The organism is Streptomyces sp. ISL-87, from assembly GCF_018614095.1.
Taxonomy (GTDB): Bacteria; Actinomycetota; Actinomycetes; order Streptomycetales; family Streptomycetaceae; genus Streptomyces.
In genome coordinates, this window is record NZ_JAGGOY010000034.1 from 1 (window position 1) to 22523 (window position 22523).

The window sequence follows — 22523 nt, forward strand, 5'->3', positions numbered from 1 at the left end:
CGACCCGATCCGGCCGACCCGGCCCCCCTGCGGCCGAGTGGCCCCCGGTATCCGCGCTTTCGAGTGACAGCACCGCTCGGCGCCGAGCCGGCCCCGCCGCGGTGCCCGACGATCGCAGGCGGCCGGTCATGCTCCGGTCATGCTCGCCGATCAGTCAGGCGCCGCGGTATCGCGGTGCCGTGCCGCCGCCGGGAGATCCACGTGCACGTCCTGCTGGCCGCCAGCGCGTTCAACAGCCTCACGCAGCGAGTCCATGCCGAGCTGCGCGACCACGGCCACAGCGTGGCGGTCGAACTCGCCCTGCCCGGGGTCTCCCTGCCGGACGCGGTACGCCGTCACCAGCCGGACCTCATCCTGGCGCCGATGCTGAAGACGGCCGTCCCCAGAGAGGTCTGGTCCGCTCACACCTGCCTGATCGTGCACCCGGGGCCGGTCGGCGACCGCGGACCGTCCTCCCTCGACTGGGCCATCCAGGAGAACGCGACACGCTGGGGCGTCACCGTCCTCCAGGCCGACGAGGAGATGGACGCCGGCGATGTCTGGGCCTGCGTCGCCTGCCCCGTACCGCCGGTGGGCAAGAGCGACCTGTACCGCGGCGAGGTCGCCGACGCGGCCCTGGCCGCCGTACTGCTGGCCGTGGACCGCTTCGCCTCCGGTACGTACACCCCGCAACGGCAGCCGGACTCCGCCGGCCGGACGCGGCCGTACCTGCGCCAGGAGAGCCGCCGGATCGACTGGGAGGCCGACTCCACCGAGCGCGTCCTGCGCGTGCTGCGTGCCGCCGACTCCCGGCCCGGGGTCCTCGACGAACTGCTGGGCGGCGAGTGGTTCCTGCACGGCGGCCACCCCGAGGACCGGCTGCGCGGGCACCCCGGCGAACTGCTGGCCACCCGGGCCGGTGCGATCTGCCGGGCGACGGCCGACGGCGCCGTGTGGATCCGCGAGCTCCGGGCCCGCCGCGCGCCCGGGGAGCCCACCCCCGTCAAACTCCCCGCCACCATGGCGCTCGGCGACCGGCTTCCCCCGCTGCGCGAACACCCCGTTCCGCTGCATCTCGACGCACGCCGCCGTACCTGGTCCGACATCGTCTACCGGGAGGACGGCCCGGTCGGCTTCCTCTCCTTCTCCTTCCCCGGCGGTGCGATGAGCACCGCGCACTGCCGACGGCTGCTGGACGCCTACTCCGTCGCCTGCTCCCGCCCCACCTCGGTACTCGTCCTCGGCGGCGGCCGCGACTTCTTCTCCAACGGAATCCACCTGGGCGTCATCGAGGCGGCCGCCGACCCGGCCGAGGAGTCCTGGGCCAACGTCAACGCCATGGACGACCTGGTCGAAGCCGTCCTCACCACGACCGACAAGCTCATCGTGGCCGCCGTCGGCGCGAACGCCGCCGCCGGAGGGGCGATGCTCGCCCTGGCCGCCGACGAGGTCTGGTGCCGGTCGGGCGTGGTACTGAACCCGCATTACCGGCTGATGGGGCTGTACGGCTCGGAGTACTGGACGTACACCCTGCCCCGCCGGGTCGGTACGGGCGTCGCGGAACGCCTCACCACCGACGCCCTGCCCCTGAGCGCCGACGCCGCCGCGCGGCTGGGCCTGGCCGACCGTACGATCGCCGCCGGCCCGCAGGCCTTCGCCGCGGAGGCCTTCCGGCTCGCCGCGCAGCTGGCCGCCACATCCGCCGCCCGGTCCCGGATCGCGGGGAAGAAGGCACAGCGCGACCGGGACGAGGAGGCCACACCGCTGGCCGCCTACCGGGAGGCGGAGCTGGCCCGGATGCGGCAGACCTTCTTCGACCCGGACGCGCCGTACCACGCGCTGCGCCGGGCCTTCGTACGCAAGGAGCCCGCGGCCGGCACCCCACCGCACCTCGCGCGGGCCGTGCCGGGACGGCACACGGCGCCGCTGCCCTCCCGGGAACGCGAGGTCACTGGACTGGCCGCGCATGACGGGGCACCCGGAGCCGCCACCTGTTAGCAAGGAGGGTGAGGCCGGCCCGCCGGCTCCGGCCGCACGCCCTCGCAGCGCTTGGCACTGCCCCGTACACCTACACCGCCCGGCACACCGCCCCGCACACCTCCCCAAGGAGGCATCCTGATGGATGCAGCAACGTCGACCCCGGTCGAGGACCCCCTGATCCACATCCTCTGGATCAACGCGGGCCTGAGCTGCGACGGCGATTCCGTGGCCTTGACGGCGGCGATGCAGCCGAGCATCGAAGAGATCGTGACGGGAGCACTCCCCGGCCTGCCCAAGATCGCCGTGCACTGGCCGCTGATCGACTTCGAATGCGGCCCCGTCGGCGGCGCCGACACGTTCATCGAGTGGTTCTTCAAGGGGGAGCGGGGCGAGATCGACCCCTTCGTGCTCGTCGTCGAAGGATCCGTCCCCAACGAGCGGATCAAGCCCGAGGGGTACTGGTGCGGCTTCGGTGACAACCCGGAGACCGGCCAGCCCATCACCACCAGCGAGTGGATCGACCGGCTCGCCCCCAAGGCCCTCGCCGTCGTCGCCATCGGCACGTGCGCCACGTACGGCGGCATCCACGCGATGCAGGGCAATCCGACCGGCGCCATGGGCGTCCCCGATTACCTCGGCTGGGACTGGAAATCGCACGCCGGCATCCCGATCGTGTGCGTGCCGGGCTGCCCGATCCAGCCGGACAACTTCTCGGAGACCCTCACCTACCTGCTCTACCAGGCGGCGGGCTCGGCCCCGATGATCCCGCTCGACGACAAGCTGCGCCCGACCTGGCTGTTCGGCGCCACCGTCCACGAGGGCTGCGACCGCGCCGGCTACTACGAACAGGGCCAGTTCGCCGAGACCTACGACTCGCCCAAGTGCCTGGTCAAAATCGGCTGCTGGGGCCCCGTCGTCAAGTGCAACGTCCCCAAACGCGGCTGGATGAACGGCATCGGCGGCTGCCCCAACGTCGGCGGCATCTGCATCGCCTGCACCATGCCCGGCTTCCCCGACAAGTTCATGCCGTTCATGGACCAGCCGCCGGGCGCCACCGTGTCCAGCGCGGCCAGCGGGGTCTACGGAGCGCTCGTCCGACGACTCCGGTCGATCACCGCGCACACCGTGGACCAGGAGCCCAAGTGGCGCCACACCGGTGAGGCGCTCACCACCGGATACCGCCCGCCCTGGTGAGCGGCCCGGCCGCCGCCCGCCTGCGCAACCTCCCCCCGACTTCCGCTTCCAAGAAGGGTCACGGCAGACACGATGGCACCGAAGACGAAGGCGGCCGGTGACGGCAGCGGCCTGGTGGAGATGGCCTGGGATCCGATCACCCGGATCGTGGGCAGCCTCGGCATCCACACGAAGATCGACTTCAAGCAGAAGCGGGTCGCGGAGTGCTACAGCACCTCGTCGGTCTTCCGCGGCTACAGCGTCTTCATGCGCGGCAAGGACCCCCGCGACGCGCACTTCATCACCAGCCGCATCTGCGGGATCTGCGGCGACAACCACGCCACCTGCTCCGTGTACGCGCAGAACATGGCCTACGGGGTGAAGCCGCCCCACCTCGCCGAGTGGATCATCAACCTGGGCGAGTCGGCGGAGTACATGTTCGACCACAACATCTTCCAGGAGAACCTGGTCGGGGTCGACTACTGCGAGAAGATGGTCCGCGAAACCAACCCGGGCGTACTGGAGTTGGCGGAGCGCACCGAGGCCCCGCACGCCGGCGAGCACGGTTACCGCACCATCGCCGACATCATGCGCTCGCTGAACCCCATCGAGGGCGAGTTCTACCGCGAGGCCCTCCAAGTCAGCCGCTACACCCGGGAGATGTTCTGCCTCATGGAGGGCCGCCACGTGCACCCCTCCACCCTCTACCCGGGCGGCGTCGGCACCATCGCCTCCGTCCAGCTCTTCACGGACTACATGACCCGCCTCATGCGGTACTGCGAGTTCATGAAGCGCGTCGTCCCGCTCCACGACGACCTCTTCGACTTCTTCTACGAGGCCCTGCCCGGGTACGAGGAAGTCGGCCGCCGACGCGTCCTGCTGGGCTGCTGGGGCGCCCTCAACGACCCCGAGTACTGCGACTTCACCTACGCCAACATGACCGACTGGGGACGGAAGATGTTCGTCACCCCGGGCATCATCGTCGATGGCAAACTGGTCACCAACGACCTCACCGAGATCAACCTCGGCATCCGCATCCTGCTCGGAAGCTCGTACTACGACGACTGGGAGGGCCAGGAGCAGTTCGTCACGCACGACCCGCTCGGCAACCCGGTCGACCCCCGCCACCCCTGGAACCAGCACACGATCCCCGCACCGCAGAAGCGGAACTTCGACGACAAGTACAGCTGGGTGATGTCGCCCCGCTGGTTCGACGGCAAGGACCACCTGGCACTCGACACCGGCGGCGGCCCCATCGCCCGCCTGTGGTCCACCGCCCTGTCCGGGCTCGTCCACAACGACTACGTCCAGGCCACCGGCGAGAGCGTCGTCATCACCCTCCCGCGCACGATGACCAAGCCCGAGACCCGCTTCGAGTGGAAGATCCCGAAGTGGAGCAACGCGCTGGAGCGCAACCGCGCGCGCACCTACTTCCAGGCGTACGCGGCCGCCATCGCGCTGCACTGCGCCGAGAAGGGGCTCGCGGAGGTCCGCGCCGGACGCACCCAGACCTGGGAGAAGTTCGAGGTCCCGGACGAGTCCATCGGGGTCGGCTTCACCGAGGCGGTACGGGGCGTGCTCTCGCACCACATGGTGATCCGGGACGGCAAGATCGCCAACTACCACCCGTATCCGCCGACCCCGTGGAACGCCAGCACCCGCGACACCTTCGGCACGCCCGGCCCGTACGAGGACGCCGTGCAGAACACGCCGATCTTCGAGGAGAACACCCCGGAGAAGTTCAAGGGCATCGACATCATGCGAACCGTGCGCAGCTTCGACCCCTGTCTGCCGTGCGGCGTCCACATGTACGTCGGCGGCGGCAAGACGGTCAAGCAGATGCACGTCCCCACCGGCCTGAGCGGGCTGGGCGGATGAGCGCGGCCACCGACGCCCGGCAGGCGGGGCAGCGCGTCGAGGAGGTCCTCGACCGGCTGGCCGCCACCGGCGAGCGCGAGGTGTGCGCGGCAGCCGAGGAACTCGTCCGCGTCCTCATGGACTTCTACGGTGCGGGGCTCGCCCGCATCGTCGAGCGGCTCGGCGCCGATGCGGTGTCCGGGCTGCTGGACGACGAGCTGGTGGCGAGCCTGCTGGCCCTGCACGACTTGCACCCCGAGGACGTCCACACCCGGATCGCCCGGGCCCTGGACACCGTACGGGACCCCCGACGACCCCTCGAACTCCTCGGCTTCGACGAGGCCGCCGGCACCCTGCGGCTGCGTCTGCCCGCGAGCGGCGGCTGCGGCTGCGGCAGCACCGACGACACGGCCCGGCAGGCCGTCGAGGACGCCCTTGCCTGCTTCGCCCCCGAGGTCACGGCGGTCGAGCTGGAACCGGCCGCGCCCCCGCCGCCGGCCCTGCTCCAGATCGGCACCCGCCCGCAGGCCCCGGCGCGGGTGTCGTGAGCGCGCCCGGGGGATGGGCCCCGGCGGGGGCGCGCCCGGGTGGTACGGGTGGCTCCGGCCTCTCGGGTGGCTCGGGCGGACCAGGCGAACCGGGCGGCTCGCGCGGCCCGCGCGGTCTGCGCCGTTTCGCGGGACCGCGCGGGCCCCGCCCCGAGGTCTGCGAACTGTGCGGGGTGGCGGTGGCCGAGGAGGGCCACCGCCACCTGGTGGAGACCGAGAAGCGGGCACTGGTCTGCGCCTGCACCGGCTGCGCCCTGCTGTTCGACCGGCCGGGCGCCACCACCGGGCGTTTCCGCGCCGTCCCCGACCGGTACCTCACCGACCCCGCCCACAGGCTCGACGACACCGCCTGGGAGCGGCTCCAGATCCCGGTCGGCGTCGCCTTCTTCTTCCGCAACGCCGCCCTCGACCGGCTCGTCGCCCTGTACCCGAGCCCGGCCGGCGCCACCGAGAGTGAGCTCGACCCCGCGACCTGGCAGAACGTCCTCGGGGCCAGCCCGCTGTCCGGGCTCCTCGAACCGGATGTGGAGGCGCTGCTGCTGCGCCGGTCGGAGGGCCGCACCGAGTGCCACCTGGTCCCGATCGACATCTGCTACGAGCTGGTGGGGCGGATGCGGATGCTGTGGCAGGGCTTCGACGGCGGGGCCGAGGCCCGCGCCGCCCTGCGGGCCTTCTTCGAACAGGTGGAGCGGCGCGCCAAGGCGCTACCGGCCGGGGCTCCGGCTGGAGCTGGAGCTGGGGAGGGGCGGCCATGACGGACCTCACCTTCACCTGCACCGGGGTCCGCGCCGACCCGTACGCGGCCGGCCCCACCCTCGTATTCCGGCTGCGCGTCACGGCCTCCGCGGACACCCGCGTCCACGCCCTCGCCCTCCGCTGCCAACTGCGTATCGAACCGGCCCGGCGCGGCTACGAACCCGCCGAGGCGGCGGGCCTGGCCGACCTGTTCGGCGAACGCTCCCGCTGGGGGACCACCCTCCAGCCCGTGCAGTTCGCCCAGGTCGCGCTGATGGTGCCCAGCTTCACCGGGCAGATCGAGACCGACCTCGTCGTGCCCTGCACCTACGACATGGACATCGCGGCCAGCCGGTACTTCAGCGCCCTCCAAGACGGCGAGGCACCCCTGCTCATGCTGTTCTCCGGGACCGCCTTCACCGGAGCCGGCGGCTTCCACGTCGAGCCCGTGCCCTGGGACCGCGAGGCTTCGTACGGGATGCCGGTGGCCGTGTGGCACGAGATGGTCGAGCAGCACTTCCCGGGCTGCGGCTGGCTCCGGCTGCCCCGCGACGCCATGGACGCCCTGCTGGCCTACCGCTCGCGGCACGCGCTCGCCTCCTGGGAGGCGACCGTACGGGCCCTCCTCGACGCCGCGGCCGTCGCGGAGCCGCCACCACCGGGCCCGCGCGGGCAGGGCGCCGTACTGCCGCGCGCCACCGAGAGGACGGCGACATGACCACCACCGCGACCGCGTCGGCGTCCCGCTTCACGAAGGCCCGGCAGGTGGCCGACGCGGTCCTCTTCGAGGGATACGTGCTCTACCCGTACCGGGCCTCGGCGGCGAAGAACCGGCTGCGCTGGCAGTTCGGTGTACTGGTCCCGCCCGCCTGGGGCCCGGCGCACGAGGAGCACGCGTACCAGCGGACCGAGATCCTGATGGAACCGAAGGGCCGGGCGACGCTCGCCGTCGAACTGCGCTTCCTCCACGCCCAGCGGCGTACGGTCCAGCGGGCACTGGGCGGCTCCGCCTTCGAGGACGTCCCGGAACTGCACCTCGCCGACCGCGTTCTCGTGCCCTGGGACGAAGGAGCCGAGGAACGCGTCGAAGGGGAGTTCCCCGTCGACGCGTTGGCGGGTGGCGGCGTCACCGTCCCCTTTACCCGGCCCGCCCGCCGGGAGACCGAGCCCGTACACGACGCCGACGGGCGGCTGGTCGGCCGGCTGGTCCGCCACACCGAGGAGATCCACGCGGTCGTACGGCTGACCGCGGTCGAACTCGACGGCCCCTACCGGGCGTTGAAACTCACTGCGGTCGTGGAGAACACGAGCCCCTGGACACCCGAGAACGCGGACGCGGACCGCGACGCCGCCCTGCCCCGCTCGCTGGTGGCCGCCCATCTCCTGCTCGGCCTCAGCGCGGGGTCCTTCCTCTCGATGACCGACCCGCCGGAGTGGGCCAAGGGGGCCGTCGCCACCTGCGTCAACCGGCACACCTGGCCCGTGCTCGCCGGTGAACCCGGCCGGGCCGACGTGGTGCTGTCCTCGCCGATCATTCTGGAGGACCACCCGGCCATCGCCCCCGAGAGCGCCGGCGCCATGTACGACGCCACCGAGATCGACGAGATCCTCGCCCTGCGCACCGCCGCCCTCACCGACCAGGAGAAACGCGAGGCCCGCGGTACGGACCCGCGGGCGGCCGCCGTGATCGACCTGGCCGACACGATGCCGCCCGAGGTGCTGGAGCGGCTGCACGGCGCGGTGCGCGCCCTGCGCGAGATCACCGACCCGGGCGAGCCCGCCGCCATCCCCGAACTCCCCGGCGACGAGGCGGTGTTCAAACCCGACACCCCCTGGTGGGACCCGGCCCACGCGGACACCGCCGATCCGGCGCGCGACCGGATCCTGATCGACGGCAGGCCGGTGGGCGTGGGCAGCCGCGTACTGCTGCGGCCCGGCCTGCGGCGCACCGACGCCCAGGACCTGTTCGTCCAGGGCCGCGCCGCCCAGGTCGAGGCGGTCCTGCACGATGTCGACGGGGGAGTGCACCTCGCCGTCACCGTCGAGGGCGACCCGGGCGCCGACATCCGCCGCGAGCAGGGCCGGTTCCTCTACTTCCAGCCCGACGAGGTCACGCCTCTGGAGGACACGTGAGCGGCAGGATCCTGGTCGCCGGCATCGGCAACGTCTTCCTCGGCGACGACGGTTTCGGCGTCGAGACCGTGCGCCGCCTGTCCGGCCACCAACTGCCCGGCCATGCCGAGGTGGTGGACTTTGGCGTGCGGGGCGTCCACCTCGCCTACCAACTCCTCGACGGCTACGACACCCTCGTGCTGGTCGACGCCACGGCACGCGGCGGCGCCCCCGGAACGCTCTATCTGATCGAGGCCGACGAGCAAACCGGATCGATCGAGCCGCACACCGCCGTCCCCGTCCTGGACGGCCACCACATGTCCCCCGACGCGGTCCTGGCCCTGCTGGGCACCCTGTGCGCCGGCACCGGTGGCACCCCGCCCCGGCGCACACTCGTCGTCGGGTGCGAACCCTCCTGCATCGAGGAGGGGATCGGCCTGAGCGCGCCGGTGGCCGCCGCGGTGCCGGAGGCCGTACGGATGGTCCTGGACCTGCTCCGGGACCCCGCCCACGGCGAGATCGCCGAACTGAGGAGCACCCAATGAAAAAGGCCGTCATCGGCGGCGCGACCGCCGCCGTCGCCCTCATCGTCGTACTGAAGCAGTTCCTCCCCGACCTCATGCGGTACCTGCGCATCCGCCGTATGTGACACCGCGACCACCCCGGCGCCCGAATGGCGTACGGGGCGCGCGGCGCGTCGGCGTGCCCGCCCGGCCCGCCCGCGTCCTGCCGGTGTAATGAGCCACGGCAGGACGGAGTCCGATGCACGAGATGTCGATCGCCATGGCCGTCGTGGGCCAGGTGGAAGAGGCGGCCCGAGCCGGCGGGGCGACCGCCGTCACCGCTGTCCGCCTCCAGGTCGGGGAGCTGGCCGGAGTGGTCCCCGACGCCCTGTCCTTCTGTTTCGAACTGGCCTGCGCCGGAACGGTCCTTGAAGGCGCCGAGCTCATCGCGGAGTCCGTCGCCGCCCGCGCCCGCTGCTCGTCCTGCACCCGCGTATGGGCGGTCGGCATGCCTCCCGAACTGTGCTGCCCCGGCTGCGGGCGGGCGACGGACGTCGAGCTGCTGGCAGGGCGTGAGCTGCGGATCGTCAGCGTGAACTGGGAGGACAGCCCCGGCCCAGGCGGCCCCGGCCCTGGCCCCGACCGCGCGTACAGCCGCGAACTGATCCCCGAGGAGCGCTGAACCATGTGCCGAGTCGTCGACCTGAAGCAAGCGGTACTCGCCAAGAACGAAGCGGCGGCGCACACCCTGCGCGCCGAACTCGGCGCCCGCGGCACCACCGTCGTCAACCTGCTCTCCAGCCCCGGCAGCGGGAAGACGGCGCTGCTGGAACGCGAACTGCTCCTCGCCCGTCAGCGCGCGGTGGCCGTCGCCGCGCTCACGGCCGACCTCGCCACCGAGAACGACGCGGTACGGCTGGCCCGTTCCGGCGCCCCCGTCAAGCAGGTGCTCACCGACGGGCTCTGCCACCTGGAGGCCGCGATGCTGGGCCGGCACCTGGACGGGTGGCTGCCCGAGGACACCCGGATCCTGTTCGTGGAGAACGTCGGCAACCTGGTCTGCCCCGCCTCGTACGACCTCGGGGAAACCCTGCGGGTGGTGCTCGCCTCGGTGACCGAGGGGGAGGACAAGCCGCTGAAGTACCCGACCGCCTTCGGGCTGGCCCAGCTGGTGGTGGTCACCAAGACCGACATCGCGGAGGCGGTGGAGTTCGACGAGTCCGCGTTCCGCGCCAACGTCCAGCGGGTCAACCCCGGTGTGGAGGTGGTGCTGACGTCGGCCCGCGCGGACGAAGGCACCGGCGTACTGCTCGACCGTGCCCTCGCAGTCGGGGCAGGTGCCGAGGCGCACACCCCGGTCATGGCCAGGCAGCAGCAGCCAGGCCATCATCACGGCCACGACGACGGCCACGGCCACGACCACGGCGGCCCCGAGCACTTCCACCCGCACCCCGCCGTGGCGCAGACCCGCTGATGGAGGCGGTACAGCGCCGCCGGGTCACCGTCCGGGGAGTGGTGCAGGGCGTCGGCTTCCGGCCCTACGTCTACACCCGCGCCACCGGGCTCGGCCTCGCCGGGCATGTCACCAACACCTCCGAGGGCGTCGTCGCCGAGGTCGAGGGCACACCGGCGGCCCTCTCCGAGTTCTGCGACCGGCTCGCGGCGGACGCCCCGCCACTCGCCGTCGTGGACGCCGTCGACCACTGCGAGGTACCGGTCGCGGGCGGGGCGGGGTTCCGCATCATCGCCTCCCGTACCGGCGGCGCCGCCCGTACGCTCGTCTCCCCGGACGTCGCCACCTGCGCCGACTGCCTCGCCGAGCTGGCCGACCCGGCCGACCGGCGCCACCGCCACCCCTTCATCACCTGCACCCACTGCGGACCGCGGTTCACCATCGTCACCGGGCTGCCGTACGACCGCGCGCACACCACCATGGCCCGCTTCCCGATGTGCCCCGACTGCGCCCGCGAGTACGCCGACCCCGCCGACCGCCGCTTTCACGCCCAGCCGGTCGCCTGCCCCGCCTGCGGACCCCGGCTGCGGCTCCTCGCCGGGCATCCGCCGCGCGAGACCCCGTACGACGACCCGGTGGCCGAGGCCCGCCGGCTGCTGGCCGCCGGGGCGATCCTCGCCGTCAAGGGCCTCGGCGGCTACCACCTCGCCTGCGATGCCACCCACCCCGGCGCCGTGGCCGAGCTGCGCCGCCGCAAGGCCCGGGGGGACAAGCCCTTCGCCCTGATGGCCCGGGACCTCGCCGACATCGAGCACCTCGTCCACCTCGGCTCCGAGGAGCGGAACCTGCTCACCGGCGGAGTCCGGCCCATCGTCCTGCTGCGCCGCCGCGCCGACGCGGGTGGGCCGCGCCCGGCCGACGCCGTCGCCCCCGGCAGCCCCGACCTCGGTGTGATGCTCCCGTACACCCCGCTCCATCACCTGCTCCTCGGGCTGCCCGGCGACCCTCCCGGCCCCCGCCTGCTCGTCATGACCAGCGGAAACCTCGCGGGCGAGCCCATCGTCACCGACGACACCCAGGCCCTGGACCGGCTCGCCGGCCTCGCCGATGCCTGGCTTAGCCACGACCGCCCGATCCATGTGCCGTGCGACGACTCGGTGGTGCGGGTCTGCGACGGCGAACCGCTGACCGTACGCCGCTCACGCGGCTACGCCCCTCTGCCGCTCACCCTGCCCCTGCCGGTGCCCGCGACCCTCGCGGTCGGGGGCGATCTGAAGAACGCCTTCTGCCTCGGCGAAGGGCGCCGGGCCTGGCTGTCCGCGCACATCGGGGACATGGACGACCTCGGCACCCAGTACGCCTTCGAGCGGGCCGTGCGGCAGCTGGAGTCCATCACCGGTGTCACGCCCCGCTCGCTCGCCGCGGACCGGCACCCCGGCTACCGCTCCGGCCAGTGGGCCCGACGGCAGGCCGACAGCGCAGACGCCCGGCCGGTGGTCCGGGTGCAGCACCATCACGCGCACATCGCCTCCGCGATGGCCGAACACGGCCTGGACGGCGGCCGGCGGGTGATCGGCATCGCCTTCGACGGCACCGGCTACGGCGACGACGGCGCGGTGTGGGGCGGTGAGGTGCTCCTGGCCGACTACGCCGGATACACCCGGTTCGCGCACCTCGCGTACGTCCCCCTGCCGGGCGGCGACGCGGCGGTGCACCGGCCGTACCGCATGGCATTGGCCCATCTGCGCGCCGCGGGCATCGCCTGGACCCCGGACCTGCCGTGTGTACGCGCCTGCCCCGCCGATGAACTACGTGTGCTGGAAAGCCAGCTGGAGCGCGACCTGAACTGCGCCCCCACCTCCAGCATGGGCCGGCTCTTCGACGCCGTGTCCTCCCTGGTGGGGGTGTGCCACCACGCCGGATACGAGGCCCAGGCCGCGATCGAGCTGGAGAGCGCCGCCCTGACCGCCACGGAAGCGGGACCCGAACTTGGACTCGGACCCGGACCCGGACCCTACGCCTTCGCGCTGCGCCGCCGGCCGCCCGAATCCGGCACGCGGACCCCGGTCACGGCGGACCCCGCCCCCGTGCTGGCCTCGGTGGTGGCCGACGTACGCGCGGGCACGGCGCCCTCCCTGATCGCGGCACGGTTCCACGCATCGGTCGCCGCCCTCGTCGGTACGCTCTGCGCCCTCGCACGCGAGGAGCACGGTCTCGACACCGTCGCCCTCACCGGCGGTGTCTTCGCCAACACCCTGCTCTCCTCGGCCTGCGCCCGCAGGCTCCGGGAGAACGACTTCACCGTCCTGCGCCATCACCGAGTCCCCCCGAACGACGGCGGACTGGCGCTGGGCCAGCTCATGGTGGCGGCGGCGGTCCGCGCCACGGAACACCCACAGCGAGGAGAAGCCCATGTGCCTGGCGGTACCCGGCAGAGTGCTTGACATCGGGGAGAGGGACGGCACCCGCATGGCAACCGTCGACTTCGGCGGTGTGGTCAAGGAGGTCTGCCTGGAGTACCTGCCGGACCTCCAGGTGGGCGAGTACGCCATCGTCCACGTGGGATTCGCCCTGCAACGCCTGGACGAGGAGTCGGCCAAGCAGACCCTCGAACTCTTCGCCCAACTCGGCATGCTCCAAGAGGAGTTCGGTGACCCATGGGAACAGGCGGCCGAAGCGGGCGGAACCCCCTGGCCCTTCGCCGACGACCCCGCCGCCGACGACGCACCGCTGGAGGCGCAGAAGTGAAGTACATCGACGAGTTCCAGGACCCGGACCTCGCCCGCCGGCTCCTCGACGACATCCACGCCACGGTGACCAGGCCGTGGGCACTGATGGAGGTCTGCGGCGGCCAGACGCACACCATCATCCGGCACGGCATCGACCAACTCCTGCCCGAACAGGTCGAGTTGATTCACGGCCCGGGCTGCCCGGTCTGCGTCACGCCGCTGGAGGTCATCGACAAGGCGCTGGAGATCGCCTCCCGCCCCGGGGTGATCTTCTGCTCCTTCGGGGACATGCTCCGCGTCCCCGGCACCGGCCGCGACCTGTTCCAGGTCCGCAGCGAAGGCGGGGACGTACGGGTCGTCTACTCACCGCTCGACGCCCTGAGGATCGCGCAGCAGAACCCGCAGCGCGAAGTGGTGTTCTTCGGCATCGGATTCGAAACCACCGCGCCGCCCAATGCGATGACGGTGTATCAGGCGAAGAAGCTCGGCATCCGTAACTTCAGCCTCCTGGTCTCCCACGTCCGCGTGCCGCCGGCCATCGAGGCGATCATGCGGTCGCCGAGCTGCCGGGTCCAGGCCTTCCTCGCCGCCGGACACGTGTGCAGCGTGATGGGCATGGGGGAGTATCCGGAGCTGGCCGCACGTCACCGCGTCCCGATCGTGGTGACGGGCTTCGAGCCGCTGGACATCCTGGAAGGTGTACGCAGGACCGTACGGCAGCTCGAACGCGGCGAGCACACCGTGGACAACGCCTACGCGCGTGCCGTCCGGCCGGAGGGGAACCCCGCGGCCCTCGCCATGCTGGAGGACGTCTTCGAAGTCACCGACCGCGCCTGGCGCGGCATCGGCGTCATCCCCGGCAGCGGCTGGCGGCTCTCCTCCCGCTACCGGGACTTCGACGCCGAGCACCGCTTCTCGGTCACCGGCATCAACACCCGCGAGCCGGCCGAGTGCCGCAGCGGCGAGGTCCTCCAGGGCCTGATCAAGCCGCACCAGTGCGAGGCCTTCGGCACCACCTGCACCCCCCGCAACCCGCTCGGGGCCACCATGGTCTCCAGCGAGGGCGCCTGCGCCGCGTACTACCTCTACCGCCGTCTGAACCTGACGAGCCCGGCGGCGCTGGGCAGTCCCGCCGGGTCCCAGTCCGCCGCCGTACCGCTGGAGGCGAGCCCCGTTGCCTGACACCGCACTCGACGTCACCGGCTGGACCTGCCCGGCGCCCCTGCGTGACCGCCCCCGCGTGGTCATGGGCCACGGCGGCGGCGGAGCACTCTCCGCCGAACTCGTCCAGCACATCTTCGCCCCCGCCTTCGGCGGCGAGGTGCTGGCCCAGCTCGGCGACTGCGCGGCCGTCTCCCTCGGCGGGGTCCGGCTGGCCTTCTCCACCGACTCCTACGTGGTGCGGCCGCTGTTCTTCCCCGGCGGCAGCATCGGAGACCTCGCCGTCAACGGCACGGTCAACGACCTGGCCATGAGCGGGGCCCGGGCCGCCTACCTCTCCTGCGCCTTCATCCTCGAAGAGGGCGTGGAGCTGTCCGTGGTCGCCCGCGTCTCCGAGGCCCTCGGCGCCGCCGCCCGCGCCGCGGGGGTGGAAGTCGCGACCGGGGACACCAAGGTCGTCGAAGCCGGCCACGGCGACGGCATCTACGTGAACACCGCGGGCATCGGGCTCATCCCCGCCGGTGTGGACCTGCGCCCGCAGCGCGTCGTACCCGGCGATGTGGTGATCGTCAGCGGCGAGATCGGGCTGCACGGCGTGGCCATCATGAGCGTCCGCGAGGGCCTGGAATTCGGCGTGGACATCACCAGCGACTGCGCGCCCCTCGGCGGCCTCGTCCAGGCCATGCTCGCCGTCACCCCCGACCTCCACGTGCTGCGCGACCCCACCCGCGGTGGTCTGGCCGCCTCCCTGAACGAGATCGCGGCCGCCTCCGGCACCGGCGTCGTGATCCACGAGCGCCGGGTCCCGATCCCCACGGCCGTCGCCAACGCCTGCGCGATCCTCGGCCTCGACCCGCTCTACGTGGCCAACGAGGGCAAACTGGTCGCCTTCGTGCCCCGGGAGCACGCCGACGCCGTCCTGGGCGCCATGCGCGCCCACCCGCTGGGCCGCAACGCGACGGTGATCGGCGAGGCGGTCGATGCCCACCCCGGACTCGTCGTCGCCCGCACCGGTCTGGGCGGCACCCGTGTGGTGGACCTCCCGATCGGCGAACAACTGCCCCGCATCTGCTGACGCGGGCATGCCCGTCCGCCTATGTGTGCTGAATCGCGTTCACCAGTCCGGCAACGAGGTCCGCCCGCTCGGCCATGGCCTCGACCACCACGTACTCGTGGTCGGCGTGGGCGCCGCCCCCAACGGCGCCGAGGCCGTCAAGGGTGGGCACCCCCAGTGCCGCCGTGAAGTTGCCGTCGCTTCCGCCGCCGACCGCCTTGCCTTCGAGGCCGGGAAGGAGCTTCTGTGCCACCGCGAAGAGCTCGGCCGACGTCGACTCGGGCATGGGGGGCCGGCCGATGCCTCCCTGGACCGAGACCTCCGCCCCATCGAGGTGCGGAGCCAGCGCTGCGAACGCGGATTCGATTCGTTCCTTCTCGCCGGCCGACTCGACCCGGACGTCGACGATGACGGTCGCCTCTGCGGGAACGACGTTGTCCAGGGTTCCCGCGGAGGCGACGGTCGGGGTGACCGTCGTGCCGACGTCGGGCCGGCCGAGCGCTGCGATGTCCAGTACCTGGTGCGATGCTTCGATCAGGGCGTTGATCCCGGCCGCGGGCCGTGAACGGCCTGTACCAAACCGCCGAGCATGTCGAAGACCCCCGGGCCGGTCGCATGCCCGCCTTCGACCGTGAACGGGCGGCGTTCAAGGGTGCCCAGCGGAAATACCGTGTCATGGTGACCGAGGATCAGCACTTTGGGATCGCCGCCGGCCGACCAGTGGACGTGCGGCCCGGCTTCGCTCTCAACGAGGACGGCCTGCCCGCCGAGGCGGCTCTCGATGACAGTGGCGACCGTCTTGGCCGATGCCGTCAATGCGTCGAGATCACGCGACGGAGACTCGGTTTCTACGAGTGTCCTGAGATCCTCGATCATCGCGTCGACACTCACATGGACGGTCTGGTGCGTGGTCATGTGGCGAGGGTAGCTGGCACCGCGGATCCGGCCGGGGCGGAATGACCTGGGGCTCCCCGGGCAGGCGCAGGACGTACGGCCTCTCGGGCATGCCGAGTCGACTCGACTCGACCCACTACGAGGAGTGAACCGCATGGAATGGACCACCGCGCCGGAGGGCCCCGGGCCCACTCCCTCGCGACCGGACCCGGTACCCCGCGATCCGCATTCGCCCAGGCCCGGGCAGAAGCCGACGCCCGAGCCCGCCCAGCCTGAGCCGTCGCCCACGGAACGGCCGCCCGTCTCCGAGCCCCCGGACTGAACGCGGACCCGGGGACCCGTGGAAAACGCAGAATCGAAGCAGGAGGTGAGGTCCGTGCGAGTCGCCTTTCTGACGGCGCCCGAGGGTGTGGAGGAGGTCGAACTCACCACACCGTGGAAAGCCGTCCTCGGAGCCGGCTGGAACCCACAGCTGGTATCCACCAAGCCCGGGCGCATCCGCGCCTATCACCACCTCGACAAGGCGGACACCTTCCCCGTGGACCACGTACTCGCCGGGGACACGGCCGACGCCTTCGACGCGCTCGTCCTGCCCGGCGGCGTGGCCAACCCCGACGCGCTGCGGATGAACCAGCGGGCCGTCGGGTTCGCCCGGAGCTTCTTCGAGGCCGGCAAACCCGTCGCCGCGATCTGCCACGCCCCGTGGCTGCTGGTGGAGGCGGACGTCGTCCGGGGCCGGACGCTCACCTCATGGCCCAGCCTCGCGACCGACATCCGCAATGCGGGCGGCACGTGGGTCGACGAGGAGGTGCGGGTGTGCCGCGCGGCGCCCGCCACACTGGTCACCAGCCGCAGGCCGGCCGACCTGGACGCGTTCTGCGCGGCCCTCGTGAGGGAGTTCGGCGGCTGACCCACGCAGGCACGGCTCGGCACGGCTCGGCACGGCTCGGCACGGAGAAGCAGCCGGGCGCGCCGCGCAGGATGATGGAGGAACCGGGGAGAGGCCGCTCTCCGGCGCTGCGGCACCTGAGTGAAGGAGGCGTACCCGCATGGCGGAGCACGAGGGCGGGCCGGCGGCCCGGAAGCTGGAGGAGGGCCGGCTGCTCAAGGAGCTGGAGGCCATCCACCGCACGCGTCACGAGACCTTGCTGCACGGGTCCGACGACGCTCTGGTCACCCATACGCAGCGGATGAACGAGCTGGAGCACGAGTACGTACGCCGCCATCCGCAGCGCGCCCAGACACCGGGCCGCACGCGCGAGGGCGCCCGCGCCCGCACCGGCGACGAGGGCAAACCCGAGGCCGGCGGCGCCTGACATATTCCTCGGGGTGCACCAGCCGCAGCCGCGTCTCGCCCTTCTATCTCCGACCTGTGTTGTTCCTAGAATGGCCGGATGGAGGACATCGAGGCGATCGCGGCGTTGCAGGATCCGGTGCGCCGCCGCCTGTACGAGTACGTGGCGGCGCAGGGCCGCGAGGTCAGCCGCAACGAGGCCGCCGAGGCGGCCGGGGTGGCGCGCACGCTCGCCGCGCACCATCTGGACAGGCTGGCCGAGGCCGGGCTGCTGGAGAGCGGGAGCCGCCGCCTGACGGGTCGCTCCGGCCCGGGGGCGGGCCGTCCCGCCAAGGTGTACACGCGGGCGCGGGCCGAGCGGGCGGTGTCACTGCCCGCCCGCGACTACCGCACCGCCGCCGAGCTGCTCGCCGAGGCCGCCGAGGAGGCCGGGCTGGACGCCGGGCTCTGCGCTGCCGCCCGCCGCCGGGGCGAGGCCCTGCGCGGCGCGGCGGCGCCCTGCGGCGGGCTCGAAGAGGCCATGGAGATGCTGGCCGCCCGCGGCTACGAACCGCACCTGGAAGGCGCCGAGGGGACGGCCGGGGCAGCCGGGCACGTCGTCCGTATGCGCAACTGCCCCTTCCATGCCGTCGCCGAACGCTTCCCGCCGCTCGTCTGCGGCATGAATCTCGCGCTGCTGGAGGGGCTGCTCGGCACGGACGGTCCCGTCCGCGTCCCCGCCCGCCGGGCGCAGGCCGGTGGCGTCCCTCCCGACCGTCGGCGAGGCCCTGGAGCGGCTGGCGGACCTGCGGGCGCACGGGCCGTCCCCGCGCGCGTTCACCTTCGCCTCCTCCTACACCGCCGCCGAGGCCGCCCAGCACCTTCGGGCCGTGCCGCCGGCGCAGCTTGAGCAGGCCCCCCGGAGCGCGCGGGCTGAGCAGGCCCCCCGGAGCGCGCGGCCGGCGCCGGCCGGGGACGCGGCTGCGGTGTAGGGGAGGGGACGGCGGTAGGGGGAGGGGGACGACGCCGCTCGACGCACCAGTGTGCTCCGGTCAGTTCCTCGTGGTGGTGTACCGGACCCGTGCCCACAGCGGGAGGGCGAACCAGCACAGCAGGTACCAGGCCAGGACCCCGGCCACCAGCCACGGCGCGAGCGTGTTGTCGGTGGCGACGCGCAAGACGAGGAACAGTGCCGACGTGAGGGTGGCCAGCAGCAGGACGATGCCGATGAAGGTGAGCCGCGAGGCCCAGGTGACCGCCTCCGGCTTGATACGGCGGCCCGAGACGATGCGGTGGAAGGCGACTGGTCCGATGAGCGCGCCCGTCGCCAGTGAACCGAGCACGACGGTGACGACGTAGATGTTCTTGTCGCTCTGCGTGAGCCCCTGGAAATGCGGGGTGAAGACCACCGTCAGGAGGAACCCGAAGAGAATCTGCACACCCGTCTGGGCTACTCGGATCTCCTGGACCAGTTCCTGCCATCGCCGGTCGGCGCGCTCCTCCGTGGTCTCGTGTCTTCCATCGCCATGCCGACCCGGCCCGGCCTCGGCTTCGGCATCGCCGCGCATGGCGCCTCCCTGGTGGTGCGAGTGCCCTGGCGTCTACCCGAGCGCTGCGCCCTCATGCCCCTCCGGGACCGTGGCCCAGGTGGTGACTCCGGGCGCGCTCAGGTCACTTCTGGGCGTGCTGGCCCAGGTAGAACAGCAGCCACACGAACCCGGCGAAGACGTGGGTGCCGAAGATGTAGAAGAAGGCGCGCAGGGCGACGCCGTTCTCCTTCCACTTCTCGTGCTTGGCCTCCGCGACCGCCGCTGCGGCGGCCGCCTCGGTCCTGTCCGCTATGTCCGGCCTGACTGCTGTCCCTTCTCGGTCCCGGTGGCCGCGGTGGCCGCGGCACTCGGCTGCGGATCGCCGTCGCCGCCTGGGGCCGGGGGGGGGCTGCGTAGTGTAGCGATCGGGGCCCCACTGGACACTGCGAGCGCTGCCCCACCCGGCCCACGCCCCTCCGGTCAGGCGACGGCGCTCGCGTACCGCCAGAAGTCGCGCATCACCGCCGGCGGGGTGGGGCCGCTCATCTCCAGCTGGGTCAGCAGGATGGTGACGGCGCCGGTGGACGGGGTGATGTGCGCCGCCGTGCCGGTGCCGCCGACCCAGCCGTAGCGGCCCGGCACGTTCCAGGGGTCGACGGGGGCGACGTCGACCGAGCCGCCGAAGCCCCAGCCCTGGCCCTCCAGGAACAGCGCGGCTCCGGCCCGCTGCGCCGGGGTCAGCCAGTCGGTGGTCATCTGCCGTACGGACGCGGGTGAGAGCAGCCCGCGCCCGTCGGCGGTGGACCCGTCGGCGAGCAGCATCCGGGCGAAGGAGTGGTAGTCGTCGACGGTGGAGACCAGGCCGCCCGTTCCGGACGGGAACGCCGGAAGGCGGCTCCACTGCCCGTCGGGCGCGTCGACCAGTTGGAGACCGTCTCCCGCCGGATCACTCCGGTAGAACCCGGTGAACCGGGCGAGAGCGGCGGCCGGCACCGCGAAACCGGTGTCGGCCATGCCGAGTGGTTCGAAGATCCGCTCGGCCAGGAACTCCGGCAGCGAACGCCCCGAGACCCGGGCGATCAGCACGCCCAGGATGTCCGAGCACGTGTTGTACAGCCAGGCCTCGCCCGGCTGGTGGAGCAGCGGAATGCGGGACAGCGTCGCCATCCACTCGTCCGGCGGCGCGGTGCGCTGCGGCGCCGGAGGCCCCTGCTTGAGCTCGCTGAACAGCAGGCCGACCGCGGGCAGCGAGAAGTCGGACGGGAATCCGTACCCGGCGCGGAAGGTCAGCAGGTCCTCCACGGTGATGGGCCGGGCGGCCGGCACCACGTCGTCGACCGGGGCGGACGGCGTACGGACGACAACCGGCGACGCCAGCTCCGGCAGCCACCGTCCGACCGGGTCGTCCAGGGCGAACCGGCCCGCCTCGATCAGCATCATGACCGCCGCGGCGGTGACGGGCTTGGTGAGCGAGGCGATCCGGAAGATCGAATCCCGGCCCATCGGGGCCTTGCCGCCGGCCTCGGCGGAGCCGAGGGCCGCCACCTCGACCCGGCCGTCGCCGCGGGCCACCAGCCCGACCGCTCCCGGGAGGGATCCGCTGGTCACATGCGGTTCCAGGACATCGCGCAGGCCGGTCGGGGCGGTCGGGCTGCTTGGGCCGGTCGGGCCGGTCGGGCCGGTCGGGCCGGTCGGGCCGGTCATGAGTCCACCTCGTCCCAGAGATCGCACGCGTGCTCGGCCCGCGCGTCCACGGGATGGATCCCGGCCGCGCCGGGCGCCAGGGAGAGGACCCGCGCCTGCGGGGCGTGGAAGAGCGGCCAGTCGGGGGCTCCCGGCGTGTTCGGCGTGCCGGTACGGGCGAACCGCGTCCAGTAGCCGGTCATCACCTCGGACAGCTCGCGCTGCGGCCCGTTCAGGGAGACTGCCGTGGTGAACAGGTAGGGCAGTTCGGAGCCGTGCGTCGCCCCGAAGGGGAAGCCCTCCACCGCCGGCAGGCCGGTGAAGTTGGGCGCGTCCGGATCGCTGAAGCGGTAGCCGTACGTCGGCACGTGCCGCGCCAGCGCGCCGCTGTCCCGCAGCGAGGGGCAGGTGAACGTGGCGTCGGACAGCACGGCGGCCCAGGTCAGGGCGGGCGTCGGATGCCGCGTCGCCGGGTAACGGGCCTCGATCGCGGTGGCCGAGGCGCCGAAGGCCAGCTCCAGCCGGGCGCGGTAGGCCGCCTCGTCCACGATGGGGAACGCGGCCAGAGTCTGGCTGACGAAGAGCCGCATCTCGTCACGGGTGGTGCCCTGGAGCACGGGTACCCGGTGGAAGCGCCCTGTTTCCAGGGCCCGGCGGGGTTCGAGGGGCAGCAGCCGGTTGCCGTAGGAGACCAGCGAGAACCGCTGCATCAGCTCCGGTGTCGCCAGCGCGGCGGTGTCCAGGCCGCGCAGGCACTCCAGTACGTCGCGGCCCGCGGGCCGGTCGCAGCCGAGCCCGGCCGTCGCCGCGACGCCGTCCGCCACCGTGCGCGGCTCCGGCACGAAGGGCTCGTACGCGCCGAGCGTGGGCAGGAGCGACCGGGCCGGTGCGGCGGTCGAGCAGGATCCGCTCTGGACGATCGCCCGGTGGAAGAGGCCGGCCGAGCCCGGGGCGGTGAGGTGCGCGCAGACGCTGAGGCCGCCCGCGGACTCGCCGAACACGGTGACATTGCCCGGGTCGCCGCCGAAGCGGGCCGCGTTGGACCGCACCCAGCGCAGTGCGGCCTGCTGGTCGGCGATGGCGAAATCGGGTGCCCCGCCGAGCGCGGGATGGCCGAACAGGCCGAAGACGCCCAGCCGGTAATTGACGGTGACGACCACGGCGTCACCCTGCACGGTCAGCCGCTCGGGCTGGTATATGTCGGCGGCGCCGCTGAAGAAGCCGCCGCCGTGGAACCAGACCATGACGGGCCGCGGCCGCCCCTGGCCGGAGGGCGCGGTGACATTGAGGTACAGGCAGTCCTCCGACCCGCTCGGCCCGCCCGGGCCGAGCGCGGGGAGCTGCACACAGCGGGCGCCGGGCGCCCCGGCATCGCGTACGCCCGGCCAGCGCGGGGCGGGTTCCGGCAGCCGCCAGCGCAGCGCCCCGGTCGGCGGAGCCGCGTACGGGATGCCCTCGAAGGTGCGGTACGCCCCGTGCGCCCTGCCCCGTACGGCCCCGCGGTCGGTGTTAACGACGGGCCGGTCGGGACCGGCCGCGGCGGTGGCCGGCCCGGTGCCGGCGGCGAGCAGCATCAGCAGGCCCAGGGCCGGGCCGATGGATCGTACGAAACCAGCGTGCGGCACGGCTGACGCCCCTTCGGCCGGACCGCACGCAGCCGCGCAGCCCTCGTTTCACGGTCTCCGCGTGAGACTAGGCCGACAGGGCGAGCCGGATCAGGCAGACAACGCGCGGGTACTCCCTGAGAGCGCACGCATATCATCCGATCGGCCCCGGCCGAAGGGGGCGGGCCGATCGGGCAGCCGCTTCCTGGCTCCGGCTAGCTAGTGCCGTGGCCGGAAAGGTTCACCGGGTCGCGAC

The 22523-nt window shown here is 72.7% G+C and carries 22 protein-coding genes and 2 pseudogenes; 19 read left to right on the top strand and 5 right to left on the bottom strand.

The features are described from left to right. The first annotated feature begins 201 nt into the window (after positions 1-201). The 15 genes from J7I97_RS12840 (at position 202) to hypE (ending at position 15305) form a co-directional block, all read left to right on the top strand. Entirely contained in the window at positions 202-1977 is a 1776-nt protein-coding gene (locus J7I97_RS12840) for a hydrogenase maturation protein (protein WP_214934013.1), read from the top strand. A 120-nt stretch (positions 1978-2097) separates the two neighbouring features. Beyond that, positions 2098-3153, top strand: a complete 1056-nt coding sequence (locus J7I97_RS12845; RefSeq protein ID WP_214934015.1) for a hydrogenase expression protein HypE — start codon at positions 2098-2100, stop codon at positions 3151-3153. A 72-nt stretch (positions 3154-3225) separates the two neighbouring features. Beyond that, on the top strand, positions 3226-5010 hold the full coding sequence (locus tag J7I97_RS12850) for a nickel-dependent hydrogenase large subunit (RefSeq protein WP_214934017.1): 1785 nt from the start codon (positions 3226-3228) through the stop codon (positions 5008-5010). Further along, positions 5007-5537 (top strand): NifU family protein, encoded by a 531-nt coding sequence (locus J7I97_RS12855; RefSeq protein ID WP_214934019.1) that lies wholly within the window; start codon positions 5007-5009, stop codon positions 5535-5537. The genes J7I97_RS12850 and J7I97_RS12855 overlap by 4 nt, the downstream gene beginning before the upstream one ends. A 116-nt stretch (positions 5538-5653) precedes the next feature. Continuing rightward, on the top strand, positions 5654-6292 hold the full coding sequence (locus tag J7I97_RS12860) for a DUF5947 family protein (protein ID WP_214934255.1): 639 nt from the start codon (positions 5654-5656) through the stop codon (positions 6290-6292). Then, on the top strand, positions 6289-6990 hold the full coding sequence (locus J7I97_RS12865) for a DUF6084 family protein (RefSeq protein ID WP_214934021.1): 702 nt from the start codon (positions 6289-6291) through the stop codon (positions 6988-6990). Before J7I97_RS12860 ends, J7I97_RS12865 begins: the two co-directional genes overlap by 4 nt. Further along, entirely contained in the window at positions 6987-8405 is a 1419-nt protein-coding gene (locus J7I97_RS12870; protein WP_214934023.1) for a hypothetical protein, read from the top strand. Before J7I97_RS12865 ends, J7I97_RS12870 begins: the two co-directional genes overlap by 4 nt. Next, on the top strand, positions 8402-8929 hold the full coding sequence (locus J7I97_RS12875) for a hydrogenase maturation protease (protein ID WP_214934025.1): 528 nt from the start codon (positions 8402-8404) through the stop codon (positions 8927-8929). Before J7I97_RS12870 ends, J7I97_RS12875 begins: the two co-directional genes overlap by 4 nt. Further along, the gene (locus tag J7I97_RS40280; protein ID WP_374103684.1) at positions 8926-9033 is read left to right on the top strand and encodes a hypothetical protein; all 108 of its coding nucleotides are present in this window, start codon (positions 8926-8928) and stop codon (positions 9031-9033) included. Before J7I97_RS12875 ends, J7I97_RS40280 begins: the two co-directional genes overlap by 4 nt. A gap of 113 nt (positions 9034-9146) precedes the next feature. Beyond that, the gene (locus J7I97_RS12880) at positions 9147-9569 is read left to right on the top strand and encodes a hydrogenase maturation nickel metallochaperone HypA (RefSeq protein WP_214934027.1); all 423 of its coding nucleotides are present in this window, start codon (positions 9147-9149) and stop codon (positions 9567-9569) included. A 3-nt stretch (positions 9570-9572) separates the two neighbouring features. Then, positions 9573-10361, top strand: a complete 789-nt coding sequence (hypB, locus tag J7I97_RS12885; protein ID WP_214934029.1) for a hydrogenase nickel incorporation protein HypB — start codon at positions 9573-9575, stop codon at positions 10359-10361. Continuing rightward, positions 10361-12784 (top strand): carbamoyltransferase HypF, encoded by a 2424-nt coding sequence (gene hypF, locus J7I97_RS12890; RefSeq protein WP_214934031.1) that lies wholly within the window; start codon positions 10361-10363, stop codon positions 12782-12784. The genes hypB and hypF overlap by 1 nt, the downstream gene beginning before the upstream one ends. Next, a complete protein-coding gene (locus J7I97_RS12895; RefSeq protein ID WP_214934033.1) occupies positions 12753-13088 on the top strand; it encodes a HypC/HybG/HupF family hydrogenase formation chaperone in 336 nt (111 codons plus the stop codon). Before hypF ends, J7I97_RS12895 begins: the two co-directional genes overlap by 32 nt. Beyond that, entirely contained in the window at positions 13085-14251 is a 1167-nt protein-coding gene (hypD, locus tag J7I97_RS12900; protein ID WP_308369302.1) for a hydrogenase formation protein HypD, read from the top strand. Before J7I97_RS12895 ends, hypD begins: the two co-directional genes overlap by 4 nt. Next, a complete protein-coding gene (gene hypE / locus J7I97_RS12905) occupies positions 14244-15305 on the top strand; it encodes a hydrogenase expression/formation protein HypE (RefSeq protein ID WP_285441127.1) in 1062 nt (353 codons plus the stop codon). Before hypD ends, hypE begins: the two co-directional genes overlap by 8 nt. 19 nt (positions 15306-15324) lie before the next feature. On the opposite strand, the pseudogene J7I97_RS12910 reads toward hypE, so the two are convergent. Next, positions 15325-16199, bottom strand: a pseudogene (locus tag J7I97_RS12910) (M20/M25/M40 family metallo-hydrolase). A 355-nt stretch (positions 16200-16554) separates the two neighbouring features. On the opposite strand from J7I97_RS12910, the gene J7I97_RS12915 reads away from it, so the two are divergent. The 4 genes and pseudogenes from J7I97_RS12915 to J7I97_RS12930 all read left to right on the top strand — a co-directional run bounded on the left by J7I97_RS12915 (position 16555) and on the right by J7I97_RS12930 (position 18443). Then, on the top strand, positions 16555-17088 hold the full coding sequence (locus J7I97_RS12915; RefSeq protein ID WP_214934035.1) for a type 1 glutamine amidotransferase domain-containing protein: 534 nt from the start codon (positions 16555-16557) through the stop codon (positions 17086-17088). Between the two features lie 139 nt (positions 17089-17227). Further along, a complete protein-coding gene (locus J7I97_RS12920; RefSeq protein ID WP_214934037.1) occupies positions 17228-17494 on the top strand; it encodes a DUF6158 family protein in 267 nt (88 codons plus the stop codon). Positions 17495-17572: 78 nt separating this feature from the next. Then, a pseudogene (locus J7I97_RS40285) lies at positions 17573-18184 on the top strand (helix-turn-helix transcriptional regulator); the annotation flags it as partial. 25 nt (positions 18185-18209) lie between these two features. Next, the gene (locus tag J7I97_RS12930) at positions 18210-18443 is read left to right on the top strand and encodes a DUF3291 domain-containing protein (RefSeq protein WP_308369303.1); all 234 of its coding nucleotides are present in this window, start codon (positions 18210-18212) and stop codon (positions 18441-18443) included. A gap of 60 nt (positions 18444-18503) precedes the next feature. On the opposite strand, the gene J7I97_RS12935 is transcribed toward J7I97_RS12930, so the two are convergent. The 4 genes from J7I97_RS12935 to J7I97_RS12945 all read right to left on the bottom strand — a co-directional run bounded on the left by J7I97_RS12935 (position 18504) and on the right by J7I97_RS12945 (position 22288). Continuing rightward, entirely contained in the window at positions 18504-19019 is a 516-nt protein-coding gene (locus J7I97_RS12935) for a DUF6328 family protein (protein WP_214934039.1), read from the bottom strand. A gap of 103 nt (positions 19020-19122) precedes the next feature. Continuing rightward, positions 19123-19488: a DUF6126 family protein gene (locus J7I97_RS39570; protein WP_308369308.1), complete on the bottom strand. Its 366-nt coding sequence runs from the start codon at positions 19486-19488 to the stop codon at positions 19123-19125. Next, entirely contained in the window at positions 19461-20684 is a 1224-nt protein-coding gene (locus J7I97_RS12940; protein ID WP_214934041.1) for a serine hydrolase, read from the bottom strand. The genes J7I97_RS39570 and J7I97_RS12940 overlap by 28 nt, the downstream gene beginning before the upstream one ends. Beyond that, positions 20681-22288 (bottom strand): carboxylesterase family protein, encoded by a 1608-nt coding sequence (locus J7I97_RS12945; RefSeq protein WP_308369304.1) that lies wholly within the window; start codon positions 22286-22288, stop codon positions 20681-20683. Before J7I97_RS12945 ends, J7I97_RS12940 begins: the two co-directional genes overlap by 4 nt. Positions 22289-22523 lie beyond the last annotated feature (235 nt).